Genomic DNA, 13315 nt, shown 5'->3' with positions numbered 1-13315 from the left:
CACCCTGGCGCAATGATCCAATCGAGGCCGGCGCGGCTGCAATCAAGCGTCGCCCGGCCCGCCACAGGAGGCTTCCATGCAGACTCTACTCATCACCGGTGCCGCCGGCATCGTCGGCACCGCCCTGCGCCCGCTGCTGCGCAGGCACTACGCGCTGCGCCTGTTCGACCGTCTGCCGGTGGCGGACCTGGCCGACAACGAAAGCGCCTTCATTGGCGACCTGACCCGCACCCGGGACCTGGTCGAAGCGGTCAAGGGCGTCGATGCCGTCCTGCACCTGGCCTGTGCCCATGGCACCGACATCCGCTATGCGGCAACGGTCAAACCCAACTACGACGCGACCCTGCAACTGCTTGAAGCTGCGGCGGCTGCGCAGGTCAAGCGCTTCATCTTTGCCAGCAGCCACCACGTACTGGGCCAGTACCCGGCCGACGCCCATGACGTTTATGACGACCTGCCTATCGCACCTGACAGCTACTACGCGATGAGCAAGGTATTCGGTGAGGCTGCCTGCGCCACCTTCGCCCAGCGCAGCGGCTTGGGCGTGCTGGTGGTGCGCATTGGTAATGCCGACCCGCTCGTCAGCGATGCCCGCCGTCTGCGGCTGTGGACCAGCGCGCGTGATCTGGCGCAACTGGTGCGCATCGGCCTGGAACATCCGGCCATCAGGTACGACGTGGTCTATGGCGTATCCGATTGCCCGCAGGCGTTTTTCAGCAATCATCACGCCCGCTCGCTGGGCTATGCGCCGCAGGACCATGCAGGGGATTTCCTGGCGCCTGGATTCCTGGCTCATGACGCCATGGACGCCAGCACCTCGGGCCGTCAGTTCCTGGGTGGCGCCTATGCCGTCAGCCCGCTGGCCTCGTGCCTGGAGGCTTCATGATCATTCACAAGATCGAGACCTTCATCGTCGAAATTCCCTTTGTCGATGGCGGCAAGGGCCAGGGCATTACCCCGACCACCTGGCACACCCTGGAGAATGTGCTGGTGCGCATTGAAGACGATCAGGGCCATATCGGCTGGGGCGAGTCATTCGGCTACTTCACCGCCGACGCCACCAAGGCCACCATCGACCGGCTGATCGCGCCGGTGCTGGTCGGGCAGAGCATCACCGACATCCAGGCCTGGAACCTCAAGACTCAGCGCCAACTGCACCTGTTTGGCCGCTATGGCGTCACCACCTTTGCCATTTCCGGTGTTGATAGTGCCCTGTGGGACCTGGCCGCGCAGCGCCAGGGCGTGCCGCTGTACCAACTGTTCACTGAACAGCCGTGCCAGCCAATACCGGCCTACGCCAGCCTGGTGCGCTATGCCGACGACCGGATTGCCCCGACGATCTGCGAAAAAGCCCTGGGCATGGGTTTCAAGGACATCAAGCTGCACGAAGTCACCGTGGCAGAAATTGCCGCCTGCCGGCGCGCCATCGGCGATCACGTCCCCCTGGCCACCGACGTGAACTGTAGCTGGTCGGCAGATGACACCCGTGCCTGGCTGCCTGCACTGCGTGACCTGAACCTGGCCTGGCTGGAAGAACCGATCTTCCCGCCGGAAGACTTCGCCACGCTCAACAGTTTTCGCGGCCAGGGCGTGGCGCTGTCGGCCGGAGAAAACTGGTGCACCGCCTTCCAGTTCGAACAGGCCCTGAAAGCCGGTGCCGTGGACTCGGTGCAGCCCAGCGTGACCAAGGTCGGTGGCATCAGTGAATGCCTGCGCATCGCCCGGCTGGCCAAGCAATATGACACGCCGGTCTTGCCACACTGCCCGTACTTTGGCCCCGGCTTTATCGCGACCCTGCATCTGGCCGCGGCACAGGCCCATGTCGCGCAGATCGAATACCTGTTTGTCGAGCCCCAGGGCTGGCTGTACGACATCGAAGGGCTGCGCAACGGGCACCTGTTTGATATTCCGCAGGCGCCGGGTCTCGGTCTGTCGATGGACGGGGCTGTATTCGAGCGGTTTCGTCGCGCCTGATCGAGAGGGAATACGCCATGGCACAACCTGAAGTGATTCTGCACAACGAACACCTGATCCTGCACCTGTTGCCCGAGTCCGGTGGCCGGACAGGGCGACTGCAGGTGCGCAAGCATGGGCTGGAGTTGCTCAAGCCCATCGATGCCCGCTTGCCGTTCGATCCACTGAACTGGCCACGTGCGGGCCTGTACCCGTTGATCCCGTATTCCAACCGCATCGCCGGAGCCGAGCTGGAAGTGGCCGGCCAGCGTCACACGTTGCCGCCTCATCCCGATGCCGTGCCGCACACCTTGCACGGCGTCAGCCACACCCGGCCCTGGGCGGTCGAATCGGCCAGCAGTACCGCCGCCGTGTTGAGCCTGGACTACCACGGCCCGCACTGGCCCTGGCCGTTCAGGGCCGAGCAGCAGTTCACATTGACCGATAAATGGCTGGCCGTGCAGTTGACGGTAACCAACCACGGCGATTCGGCTATGCCGGCCGGGATCGGGTTGCATCCTTACCTGCAGGCTTATCCGCAGATGTGCGTGGCGTTTGGCAGTCAGCGGCAGTGGGACATTGCGGCGGATTACCTGGCCACTGGCGAGTTTCACGACAATGCAATGAGTGTTGAGATAACCCCGTACGACTGGGCCACCGCTACCCGTGCCGACTACCTGTCGCAGTGGGGAGGCGAAGCCTCGGTGAGTTATCCACAAGGCCGGTTGCGCATCATCGCCGACCAGGTACTGGACCACCTGGTGGTCTTTGCCCCGGCCGGCACCGATTACGTGTGCCTGGAGCCCGTCTCGCACCTGGCCAACGGTTTCAACCTGGCCGCAAGGCTGGGTCATGACTGCACCGGCACACGAATGGTCGAGCCAGGCGCCAGCCTGACCAGCCACATCACCTTCGAGTGGGCCGACCTGCACTCGGTCACCACGATCACCCAGACGCGGCTTTAGCCGCGAAGAACGCCCTCACTGACATCGCGACGCAGGCGTTATCGGTCAAGGCCAATCACCGCTTGACCGTTTCGTCATACCGGCGACGGCTTCGTTCGCCTTGAAAAACGCTGTTCACCCCAACTCAAGAAGAATAAAAAACATGATCAATACGCCCAAGACACTGAACATCGCCGTTCGCCCGCTGACCCTGGCGATGGCCGTGGCCGTGGCCACTTTGCCCACGGTTGCCCATGCCGACTTTGTCAGCGACAGCAAGGCCTCGCTCACCGCCCGTAATTTCTACTACAACCACGACCTGCGTGACTCTACCGCGCCGGCCCAATCCAAGCTTGAAGAATGGGCACAGGGTTTCATCTTCAAGGCCGAATCGGGCTACACCCAAGGGCCGGTCGGCTTCGGTCTGGACGTCTACGCCGGCCTTGGCCTCAAGCTTGACTCCTCACCTTCGCGCAGTGGCACCGCCTTGTTACCAGGCGCTTATAACCGCGCCGGTGGCGCACGCAATGCCGACCCTCGCTCGGTTGATGAATACAGCGAAGCCACGGGCGCGGTGAAAATGAAAATCTCCAGGAGCGAACTGAAAGTCGGCGGGCTGTTCCCCAAAATCCCCTTGGTATCCGCTGGCGATGCGCGTTTGCTGCCCCAATTCTTTGAAGGCGCCATGCTCGGCATTCGCGAGTTCGACACGGTGGACCTCGACCTTGGCCAGATGCGCCAGGTCAATTACCGTGAATTTTCCGGCTCGCGCAAGATGCAGACCGGTAATTACCTGAGCGTCGAAAGCGACCGCTTCAGCTACGGCGGCGCCACCTGGCGCATCGCCCCGCAAGCCGCGATCGGCGTGTGGCAAGGTGAACTCAAGGATGTCTATCAGCAGAGCATGATTACCAGCACCCTGAGCCAGTCGCTTGGCAACTGGAAACTCGGCGCGCAACTTAACTACCTGTACACCCGGGAGACTGGCGACGAACTGGCCGGCAAACTCGACAGCCGCATGCCCTCACTGATGCTTTCGGCCAACCTGGGTGCACAGACCTTTCGCTTCGGCTACCAGTACAACGCCGGCGACAGTGCCTTGCCGTTCCTGCACGACACCGACCTGCCTGCCGTGGCCAATGCCGTGCAGGTACTGCGTTTCGACCGCGCCCAGGAACGCTCCTGGCAGGCCCGCTATGACTTCGACTTTGTCGGCGTCGGTGTGCCTGGCCTTGTGGCTATGGCCCGTTATGTCCACGGTGACAATTTCAAGTACCAAGGACGTGATGCCGAAGAGTGGGAGCGCAATATCGACCTGACTTACACCGTGCAAAGCGGCGCTCTGAAGAACCTGAGCCTGCGGCTGCGCAACGTGGAACTGGTGGGCGACCCAACCGGCCGTCGCGACGAGAACCGGTTTATCGTTTCGTACACCTTGCCGTTGTTGTAACGCCCAGGCTAGCGGCGCCGCCGGTCATTGGCATCAAGACGTCTGTGGCAACGAAGAGTCGGTGTTTGACGGCTCAGTCTTTTCCGTTTCACCAGACGCCTGTGGACTCTTGAAGCGATCTTCCTCGAACAGATCCTTCACGGTGTCCCAGAGGGTCGACAGGATCTTCATGGGTTTTAAAGGCCCATCATCCATCGTCCAGATAGCCTTGGCGATCAGGTCGTGCTCGAAATCATCCGGATACAGTGCACGATCAAGGACCGGCAGTGACCGGTAATGTTCGAGCGCGTCGCTCAGGGTGTTGGTGACATGGCCGGTGGCCTTGTAATCAGCCTGGCCCTGAAGGGCATTCGCCTGTCGCCAGGCTTGCTCCTGATCATCAGCGGCGCGCAAGGCGGCGCGGCGCTCATTGACCGTGAACGTATCGCTCTCATCAAAGGCAATCAGACTCAGTTGCTCGCGTGACAGGTCCTCGAACGGGTTGGTGGCGTTGCCGTTGAGAAAGTCGGTGGCCTGACGGGCCCGAGCCAACAGACCTGAATCATCGGTATCGGGGACTTCGGCATCGTGTGCAGCTTTATTGGCCAAGTAGCCTGCGCCCACCAGTTCACTGATCAACGCCTGGGCTTTTTGCGACAGGGCATGTTGATCCAGCGTGGCTTCGCGGATATCGGCGCGTACGGCAGCCTCGCTGAGCTGGCCGGCCAGGGACGACACGATCACACCGCTGGCGCTGGATGCGCCTGCGCTGTTCAGGCTTTCGCCGGTGGGCGTGTGCAAGACATTGCGGTTCACGCTGGTGGCCGAAGTGTTATTGATCACCAGGGTGAGATTGGAAAGAGGATTGAGCATGAGGTCCGTCCTTGAGTGAGGAGATGCATTCCTTTGGGCTGGCCCAACTCATCGGTTTAACGGCCGGCAAGGCGGATGCTTGAGTGCCTTGCTGGCGGCGGCCTGTCATTGAGGCTTGGGACAACTGGTCAGGGCCTCGCTCAGGGCGCGCTCGTGAGCCCGCTCAAGGCGTACCTCAAGGGTATGTACCAGTCGGGTGTTTGCTTCAGTGTTTGTATGAGCGCCAAGGCATGGCGGCTTTGCTCAGGGCTTAGCCAGATTGGACCTGTCGAGAGGCGGGCGTTCTCAAGAAAGTGCTGCACAGGAAACAGCCGGGGCGTACGGCTCACCCGATATATTTTTTCACAGTGATAAACCCACTCGCCTGAATTGACATAGACGTCGGCATAGACGGTTATGCCATTACCCATGTCTGTCTTGTAATACGAGGGTTTCATCGGGTAAACCAATACGCCCAGTACAAGCAGAGAGAAAGCCAGTGCCGGTTCGTGGCGCGACGGGCAGTGGGATTTATGTAGGCGGTTTCAGCAGCGATTGCGGGATTTGACTGATAGTCGCTTTTGCGCGGGGCTGGTAGGAGCGCGCTCTGCCCGCGACCGAGTGCGCAGCGCTCGCAAAATTGTCGAAACGCCACAAATTTATGACTTTGAACACCTACAAAATTGTCGAAACGCCACAAATTTACGACTGCTAACGCAGCCGGTCGCGGTGGTCCGGCACTCCGGCAAGCGCGCTCCTACAGCGCCGCCGATAGGAGCTGCATGCTAATCTGCGACCCTGTCACCCCCCCAGCCGAGACGCCTGATGTCCATCGCCGATAACCTCGTCGCCTTTACCCTGGCGGCCACCCTCCTGACCATCACGCCCGGCCTGGACACGGCGCTGATCCTGCGCACGGCCACGGTCGAAGGCAGGCGCCAGGCGTTGCGTGCGGCCTTGGGCATTAACGTTGGCTGCCTGCTCTGGGGCGCGGCGGTTGCCTTTGGGCTGGGGGCGCTGATTGCAGTGTCGGAGCTGGCCTTCAATATTCTCAAATACTGCGGCGCGGCCTACCTGTGCTGGCTGGGCCTGAACATGCTGCTGCGCCCGCGCCGCAGCGTGGCCACACCGCAGGCTGACACCGGCAGGCAGGGCAACGGGTTTATCAAGGGCCTGTTCGGCAACCTGCTCAACCCCAAGATCGGCGTGTTCTATGTGTCCTTCCTGCCGCAGTTCATTCCGCAGGGCGAGCCGCTGATTGCCTGGACCTTCGGGCTGGTGAGCATCCATGTGGTGCTGGGGCTGGCCTGGTCGCTGGCCCTGATCAGCGCGACCCGGCCGTTGGCCGAAGTGCTCAAGCGCCCGGCAGTGGTCACCTGGATGGATCGCAGCACCGGGGTGATCTTCATGCTGTTTGCGGCGCGCCTGGCGCTGAGCAAACGCTGATCAGTGGAAGTCGTAGTAGATCGTCCATTCGCCGGTGACCCGGTGCTTCCAGAACATCAGGCTGCCGCTGTCCACCACGTTGAGGTTGATCTTGTCGTCCGATGAAATCTGGAAGACGAACTCGAAGCCTTCGCCCGGATCGACCCCGGACTGGCAGAACGACGGGTATCCGCCGATCTTGTGCCTGTAGCTGTGGGTGATGTAGTCGAAGTAATCGGTGATGACACCGGCCGCTTCCAGCTTGCAGATTTCCTCAAACAACGGCTCCGGAATCCCGCCTTCATCCCATTGTGGATAGTCCTGCTCCAGGTAGGTGGCCTTGAGCGGGAAGGGCGTGAGGTATGAGGCCGGCGTACTCAGCTCCTTGCGCACCAGTTCATCGTCGTAGCTGTATTCGCGAATCAGCCACTGGTCGCCCATCGCATCGAAGCACTCGGGAAATTCCTCGGCCATGAACAGCGTCAGCACGCGGGTATTGGCTAGCAGCGGGCTGACATAAGGTAAGGCAGGCAGGTAGAACTGCGCTATCGGCAACAATGGCTGCCCGTCGGCCCCCAGCGGCAGGTCCTCATCGGGACGGCACAGAAAGACCCGGCCCAGCCAGCTTTCCTCGACCGTATCGGCCGGGCGAAAGCCACCGGCTTCGAACTCGGTGGCGGGTTTGACCAGGCGTCGCTTGATGTCCTCGATATCCATACTGCACTCCATCGAAAAAAGCAGGTTCTCGCAGGCGCTGCGAAGGTTCGTCTACCCGACCCATTTATGGCGCATGGGCAGAAGGCTTCGCTGCTGAAGCGGCGCCTACGGTTTGGGTTGGTCTGGATCAATAAAAATCGTAGTAAATCGTCCACTCGCCGGTCACCCGGTGTTTCCAGAACATCAGGCTGCCACTGTGCACCACGTTGAGGTTGATCTTGGGGTCCGAGGACACCTGGAAGACAAACTCGAAGTCCTCGCCCGGGTCCACGCCCGGCTGGCAGAACGACGGGTAGCCGCCGATCTTGTGCTTGTAGCTGTGGGTGGTGAAGTCGTAATAGCTGTCGAGGTCGCCGCTCTTCATCAGCGCGCAGATTTCCCGGTCCAGGTGCAGCGGGACGCCGCCGCCATCCCAGAGCGGGTAGTCCTCTTCGAGCTTCTCGGCCTTGAGGGGGAAGGCCTTGATAAAGGAGGCCGGTACCGTCAGGTCCTTGCGCACCAGTTCGTCGTCGTAACCGTATTCACGGATCAGCCAGCTGTCCCCCATCGGCGCGAAGACCTCGCCGAATGACTTGGCGATGAACACGGTCAGCACCCGGCTCTTGGCCAGTTGCGGGCTGACACAGGGCAGGGCGGGCAGGTAGAACTGCGCCAGAGGGAGCAAAGGCTGACCGTCGGCGCCCAGGGGCAGCTCTTCATCGGGACGGTACAGAAAGACCCGGCCCAGCCAGCTTTCCTCGATCGTATTGGCCGGGCGAAAGCCACCGGCTTCAAAGGTGGTGGCGGGCTTGGCCAGCTCGCGCTTGATGTCCTGAATATCCATGTACGGTTTTAACCACAGGCATTTATTAAACAGCTATGACCATACCAATGACGCCAAGGTTGCGGGCTGTAGGAGCGCGCTTGCCCGCGACCGAGTGCGTAGCGCTCGCAAAATCTCGGAAACGCTGAAAATTTACGACTGCTAACGCAGCCGGTCGCGGGGCAAGCGCGCTCCTACACCGTTTCCAGCCGGCTGAGGGCATCGTCCAGGACGGAGCGGGCGAGGTCGATCAGGTGGTGGGTCGAGAAGGCCAGGTTGCGCTGGCTGCCGCTGAGGCTGTCGGCGCATTCGTAGGCGGTGGCGGCGGCGCTGCGCAGCACGTTCATAACGTGAAGCAGGGAATCTTCAAGGCAGGGTGGGTCGGGGATTACTGTTTTCATGACATAACTCCGGGTGAGCCTCCCGAGGCACGCTGCTAAACGCACAATGGGTGGCGGCTTCGTCGCGGGTTAGCAGACCGGTGGAGTAATGTCATAAACCGGCGCACCCGAAGGTGCCCCACGCGAAGCCACCATAGGCGGCACTTGCGTGTGACATGACTCCAACAGGCTGCTAAACCCGATCACTGATGTTCAGCGACGAACGCAGCCTAGTGCCCGAAAAGACCACACGCAAGCGGCCGGGATTTTCTCGGAAATGTCGTACAAATGAAAGCGAAACGACTGCCGGAAATGGCTGGCAACACTGACATTTTCATGAGCGCAAGTACCCGATCTACCTCTGCACCCACTGCCCTCGAAAGTGAGGGCAGGTTTGGCCAGCTCGCGCTTGATGTCCTGGATATCCATGTACGGTTTTATCCACAGGCATTTATCAGACAGCCATGACCGTACCAATAACGCCAAGGTTGCGGGGGTGTAGGAGCGCGCTTGCCCGCGACCGGCTGCGTTAGCAGTCGTAAATTTTCAGCGTTTCCGAGATTTTGCGAGCGCTACGCACTCGGTCGCGGGCAAGNCCCGCGACCGGCTGCGTTAGCAGTCGTAAATTTTCAGCGTTTCCGAGATTTTGCGAGCGCTACGCACTCGGTCGCGGGCAAGCGCGCTCCTACACCGTTTCCAGCCGGCTGAGGGCATCGTCCAGGACGGAGCGGGCGAGGTCGATCAGGTGGTGGGTCGAGAAAGCCAGGTCGCGCTGGCTGCCGCTGAGGCTGTCGGCGCATTCGTAGGCGGTGGCGGCGGCACTGCGCAGCACGTTCATGACGTGGAGCAGGGAATCTTCAAGGCAGGGTGGGTCGGGGACCATCTTATTCATTGCATGTACCTCACTTGGGCCACCAGATGCTCGCTGCTAAACGAACGCAGGGTGGCGACTTCGACGCGGGTTAGCAGACCGGGAGGAACATGCAATAAACCGGCGCACCCGAAGGTGCCCCACGCGAAGCCGCCATAAATGGCTGCTTGCATGTCACATATACCTCAACAGGCTGCTAAACCCGATCGCTGATGTTCAGCGACCCACGCAGCCTAGTGCCCGAAAACATCACACGCAAGCGGCCGGGATTTTCTCGGAAATGTCGTACAAATGAAAGCGAAACGGCTGCCGGAAACGACCGGCAACACCGCCATTTTCATGAGCGCAAGTAACCGGTCTAGCCCCGCACCCAGCGTCCACGGCTCCAGCCACTGAACGCATCCACCGTCAGCACCAGTGCCAGGATCGCCAGGATTACCGTGCTGGCCTGGGCTTCCTGGAACAGGCTCAGGCTCACATACAGCATCTGCCCAAGACCGCCCGCACCGACAAACCCCAGCACGCTGGCCATGCGGATATTGTTCTCCCAGCGGTACAGGGTGTAGGCCAGCAATTGCGGCCAGAGGATCGGCAAGGTGGCGTAGCAGAACGCCTGCCAGGCACTGGCGCCTTGCAAACGAATCGCGGCGGCCGGTTGCGGCGGGGTGTTTTCCAAGGCTTCGGCAAACAGCCGGCCCAGCACGCCGGTGGTGTGCAGCGCCAGCGCCAGGGTGCCGGCGTTTGGCCCAAGGCCTGCGGCCAGCACCATCAGCACCGCCCACACCAGCTCAGGGATCGCCCGCAAGGCATTGAGCAGCAGGCGGCTGGCGCTGCGCAACGGCCAGCCCAGCCGCCCGGCCGCCGGGATCGCCAGCAGCAGACCGAAAACGGCTGCCAGCAGCGTGCCCAGCGCCGACATGGCCAGGGTCTCCAGCATGCCGCGGCCGATGGCCTGCACATGCGCGGCGCTGAAGTCCGGGTGCAGGAAACGCAGCACATAGCTGCCCATCTGCGCCAGGCTGTCGCCCTGGCCGATGCCCGGCAGGTCCATGTCCAGGTAGCGGAACGAGCCGATCACTGCCGCCAGGATCAGCCCGGCCAGCAACAGATTGCCGGCGCGCCTCATGCCAGCCGCCCGCGCAACAGGCGGCTGAGCTGATCAGCCAGCAGCACCAGCACCAGGAAGGTCAGCAACATGCTGGCCACCTCGGCGCCGGCGAACATGCGCATCGACAGGTCGATCTGCTGGCCCAGCCCGCCGGCGCCGACAAAGCCCATCACCACCGAAGCACGCACCGCGCATTCCCAACGGTACACGGTGTAGGAGGTCAGTTCAGCGGCGGCGCTGGGCAGGGTGCCGTAGAGCAGCGCGCTCAAGCGACCGCTGCCTGATTGCAGCAAGGCGTGGGCCGGGCGCGGGTCGACCGACTCGAAGATCTCGGCGTAGACCTTGCCGAGCATGCCGGCATAGGTGATGGCGATGGCCAGCACCCCGGCGGTCGGCCCCAGCCCCACGGCGCGCACGAACAGCAGCGCCCAGACGATCTCCGGCACGCTGCGCAGAAAGATCAGCAACCCGCGCACCGGCCAGCGCAGGCACTGACCGAGCAGCGCCGGACGCCCGCCGTTCGAGGCCGCCGACAGCGACAGCGCGCGGCTGGCCAGCAGGCTGGCCGGAATCGCCAGCAGCAGCGCCAGGGCCATGCCGGCGGTAGCGATGGCCAGGGTCTGTACGGTGGCTTCCAGCAACAGGTCGAGAAAGTCCGGCGCATGGGCCGGGGGCCAGAAGTCGGCAACGAACCCGCCCATGGTGCGCAGGTTGTCCGGTTGCAGCAGCACGGCCGGGTTCAGCTCGGCCTGATAGATGCCCGGCCACAGCAGCGCAATGGCCAGCAGGGCGAGCAACAACCTTGGCCAGGCGGCCGGGTCACGCTGATGATTGCGTTGAGCACCGCTCAGCATCGCGGGGTCCATACACCGTCCGGCGCCTGCACGCTGGGCGGCGCGCCCAATTGCTCATTGGCGTACAAGGCGTCGAGTTGCGCGCGGTCGACCGCAGCGGCCGGCAGGTCGAACAGGATTCGCCCCTCGCGCACGCCGATGATGCGGGCAAAATGCGCCAGCGCCAGTTCCACGGCATGCAGGCTGACCACCAGCGTCACCTTGTGCTCCAGCGCATGCCGGCACAAAAGCCCCAGCGTGTGGTCGGCCAGGCGCGGGTCCATGGCACTGACCGGTTCGTCGGCCAGCAACAGCTCTGGCGCCTGGTACAGCGCCCGGGCAATGCCGACGCGTTGTAACTGGCCGCCGGACAACTGCTGGCAGCGCTCGAAGAGTTTGTCGGCCAGGTCCAGGCGCGCCAGCACCTGGCGGGCGCCGGCGATGTCCAGCGGGTACAGCAGGTTCAGCAGGCTCTTGCCCAGGCCCCACTGGCCCAGCTTGCCGGCCAGCACCGCCGTGACCACCCGCTGGCGCGGGGGCAGGGGCGGCGCCTGATGGATCAGGCCGATGCGTGCCCGCAAGCGCTGGCGCTGGCGGCTGGAAAGCTGCCACGGCGCCTCGCCGAGCACCTGCAGCGTGCCGCCAGTGGGCGGCAGAGCGGTGGCCAGCAGGTTGAGCAGGCTCGACTTGCCGGCCCCGGACGGGCCGATGATCGCCACCTGCTCGCCCGGCTGGAGGCCGAGGTCGACGCCGCGCAGCGCCTCGGTGCCGTTGGCGTGACGCAAGGTCACGCCCGACAGGCGTAGCGTCATTTCAGCAGGTCGGCAGCGCGGGCAGCCTCTTCGATGCCCTTGTAGTTTTCAGGGGTGGTCTCGATGAAGCGGCTGGCCGCCTGCAGGTCGAGGATCGCCTTGTGCTGCGGGTTGGCCGGGTCCAGCGCCAGGAAAGCCTGCTTGATCTTCTCGGCCAGCGCCGGGTCCAGGGTGCCGCGCACGGTCCAGTTGTAATCGAAGTAGGTCGGGGTGGTGGCAAAGACCTTGACCTTGTCGGTGTCGACCTTGCCATTGGCAACCAGCTTGTCCCACACGCTGGCGTTGAGCACGCCGGCATCGACCTTGCCGGCCTGCACCCAGGCGGCGGTGGCGTCATGCGCGCCGGAGTAGGCCACGCGGCTGAAGAAGGTCTCCGGCTTGATGTCGTCCTTGAGCATGAAATAGCGCGGCATCAGGCTGCCCGAGGTGGACGAGATCGAGCCGAAGGCGAAGGTCTTGCCCTTGAGATCGGCCAGCGACTTGACGCTCGGGTCGCTGGTGATGAACTTGCTGGTGAACTTCGCATCCTGCTCGCGCTGCACCAGGGGCTTGGCATTGCCGGTCTTGAGGTTGACCTGCACAAAGGTGAAGCCGCCCAGCCAGGCCAGGTCCAGCCGGTCGGTGGCCAGCGCCTCGACCACCGCCGGGTAATCGGCCACCGGCACGAAGTCGACCTTCATGCCCAGTTGCTGCTCCAGGTACTCGCCCAGCGGCTTGAACTTGCGCAGCAGCTCGGTCGGCGCTTCGTCGGGAATGGCCGACACGCGCAGAGTCTCGGCAGCGTGGCTGGCCAGGGTGGTCAACGACAGGGCAATGCCGGCGGCGAGCGCCAGGGTGCGCTTGAACATGGGGAAATCTCCGGGGCGATGGCAGGCAGGAATGCACGATGAAGTGCGGCGATTATAAGAGCCGGGGCGGGAAAGGCCAGTTTCGCCGATACAGGCGTGTAAAGTTCAGGACCCTCATTGCACACAAATTAACCGGCTGAGTTTGCTGAATGTTGAATGCATCCCGTAGGAGCTGCTTCAGCAGCGAAGGGCGCAGAGACTGAAGTCAGGAGTGTCTATTGCTTCCCGGCTAAAGCCGGTCCTGCGGGTCCGGCGCTGTACATGGCGTGCGGGGCGCTCCTGCAGGACGTTGTAAGCACACGATTCAGAAACACCATGGACTCCCCCAACCCCACCCCCTA

At 62.8% G+C, this 13315-nt stretch carries 14 protein-coding genes; 5 read left to right on the top strand and 9 right to left on the bottom strand.

Annotated elements, in window-relative coordinates; genetic code table 11:
* Positions 1 to 76: 76 nt before the first annotated feature.
* The 4 genes from ASF84_RS05405 (at position 77) to ASF84_RS05390 (ending at position 4347) form a co-directional block, all read left to right on the top strand.
* Positions 77 to 886, top strand: a complete 810-nt coding sequence (locus ASF84_RS05405; protein WP_056836036.1) for an NAD-dependent epimerase/dehydratase family protein — start codon at positions 77 to 79, stop codon at positions 884 to 886.
* The gene (locus ASF84_RS05400) at positions 883 to 1974 is read left to right on the top strand and encodes a mandelate racemase/muconate lactonizing enzyme family protein (protein ID WP_056836034.1); all 1092 of its coding nucleotides are present in this window, start codon (positions 883 to 885) and stop codon (positions 1972 to 1974) included. The genes ASF84_RS05405 and ASF84_RS05400 overlap by 4 nt, the downstream gene beginning before the upstream one ends.
* 17 nt (positions 1975 to 1991) lie before the next feature.
* On the top strand, positions 1992 to 2918 hold the full coding sequence (locus ASF84_RS05395; protein WP_056836032.1) for an aldose 1-epimerase: 927 nt from the start codon (positions 1992 to 1994) through the stop codon (positions 2916 to 2918).
* 142 nt (positions 2919 to 3060) lie between these two features.
* Entirely contained in the window at positions 3061 to 4347 is a 1287-nt protein-coding gene (locus tag ASF84_RS05390) for an OprD family porin (RefSeq protein WP_056836030.1), read from the top strand.
* 33 nt (positions 4348 to 4380) lie between these two features.
* Here the strand turns inward: ASF84_RS05390 and ASF84_RS05385 are convergent, their stop codons facing one another.
* Positions 4381 to 5199 (bottom strand): hypothetical protein, encoded by an 819-nt coding sequence (locus ASF84_RS05385; RefSeq protein ID WP_056836028.1) that lies wholly within the window; start codon positions 5197 to 5199, stop codon positions 4381 to 4383.
* 804 nt (positions 5200 to 6003) lie between these two features.
* Here ASF84_RS05385 and ASF84_RS05380 point away from each other — a divergent pair.
* Positions 6004 to 6624: a LysE family translocator gene (locus ASF84_RS05380; protein ID WP_056836027.1), complete on the top strand. Its 621-nt coding sequence runs from the start codon at positions 6004 to 6006 to the stop codon at positions 6622 to 6624.
* Here ASF84_RS05380 and ASF84_RS05375 read toward each other — a convergent pair whose 3' ends face one another.
* The 8 genes from ASF84_RS05375 to ASF84_RS05340 all read right to left on the bottom strand — a co-directional run bounded on the left by ASF84_RS05375 (position 6625) and on the right by ASF84_RS05340 (position 12974).
* Positions 6625 to 7320 (bottom strand): DUF1963 domain-containing protein, encoded by a 696-nt coding sequence (locus ASF84_RS05375; RefSeq protein WP_056836025.1) that lies wholly within the window; start codon positions 7318 to 7320, stop codon positions 6625 to 6627.
* A gap of 127 nt (positions 7321 to 7447) precedes the next feature.
* The gene (locus ASF84_RS05370) at positions 7448 to 8143 is read right to left on the bottom strand and encodes a DUF1963 domain-containing protein (RefSeq protein WP_056836023.1); all 696 of its coding nucleotides are present in this window, start codon (positions 8141 to 8143) and stop codon (positions 7448 to 7450) included.
* Between the two features lie 173 nt (positions 8144 to 8316).
* Entirely contained in the window at positions 8317 to 8523 is a 207-nt protein-coding gene (locus ASF84_RS05365; protein ID WP_056836022.1) for a DUF6124 family protein, read from the bottom strand.
* A 664-nt stretch (positions 8524 to 9187) separates the two neighbouring features.
* A complete protein-coding gene (locus ASF84_RS05360; protein ID WP_056836020.1) occupies positions 9188 to 9394 on the bottom strand; it encodes a DUF6124 family protein in 207 nt (68 codons plus the stop codon).
* A gap of 337 nt (positions 9395 to 9731) precedes the next feature.
* Positions 9732 to 10499 carry a phosphonate ABC transporter, permease protein PhnE gene (gene phnE, locus ASF84_RS05355; RefSeq protein ID WP_056836018.1) on the bottom strand — a complete coding sequence of 256 codons (768 nt, stop codon included), beginning with the start codon at positions 10497 to 10499 and terminating at the stop codon, positions 9732 to 9734.
* Positions 10496 to 11335 carry a PhnE/PtxC family ABC transporter permease gene (locus ASF84_RS05350; RefSeq protein WP_056836017.1) on the bottom strand — a complete coding sequence of 280 codons (840 nt, stop codon included), beginning with the start codon at positions 11333 to 11335 and terminating at the stop codon, positions 10496 to 10498. The genes phnE and ASF84_RS05350 overlap by 4 nt, the downstream gene beginning before the upstream one ends.
* On the bottom strand, positions 11329 to 12126 hold the full coding sequence (locus tag ASF84_RS05345; protein ID WP_056836015.1) for a phosphonate ABC transporter ATP-binding protein: 798 nt from the start codon (positions 12124 to 12126) through the stop codon (positions 11329 to 11331). Before ASF84_RS05345 ends, ASF84_RS05350 begins: the two co-directional genes overlap by 7 nt.
* Complete coding sequence (locus ASF84_RS05340; RefSeq protein WP_056836014.1) at positions 12123 to 12974, bottom strand: putative selenate ABC transporter substrate-binding protein; 852 nt, start codon at positions 12972 to 12974, stop codon at positions 12123 to 12125. The genes ASF84_RS05345 and ASF84_RS05340 overlap by 4 nt, the downstream gene beginning before the upstream one ends.
* Positions 12975 to 13315 lie beyond the last annotated feature (341 nt).

The sequence above is a fragment of the Pseudomonas sp. Leaf127 genome (assembly GCF_001423155.1).
Lineage (GTDB): Bacteria > Pseudomonadota > Gammaproteobacteria > Pseudomonadales > Pseudomonadaceae > Aquipseudomonas > Aquipseudomonas ovata.
Note: the sequence above shows the minus strand (reverse complement) of the source record. Positions and strands in the feature narration are given on the sequence as shown.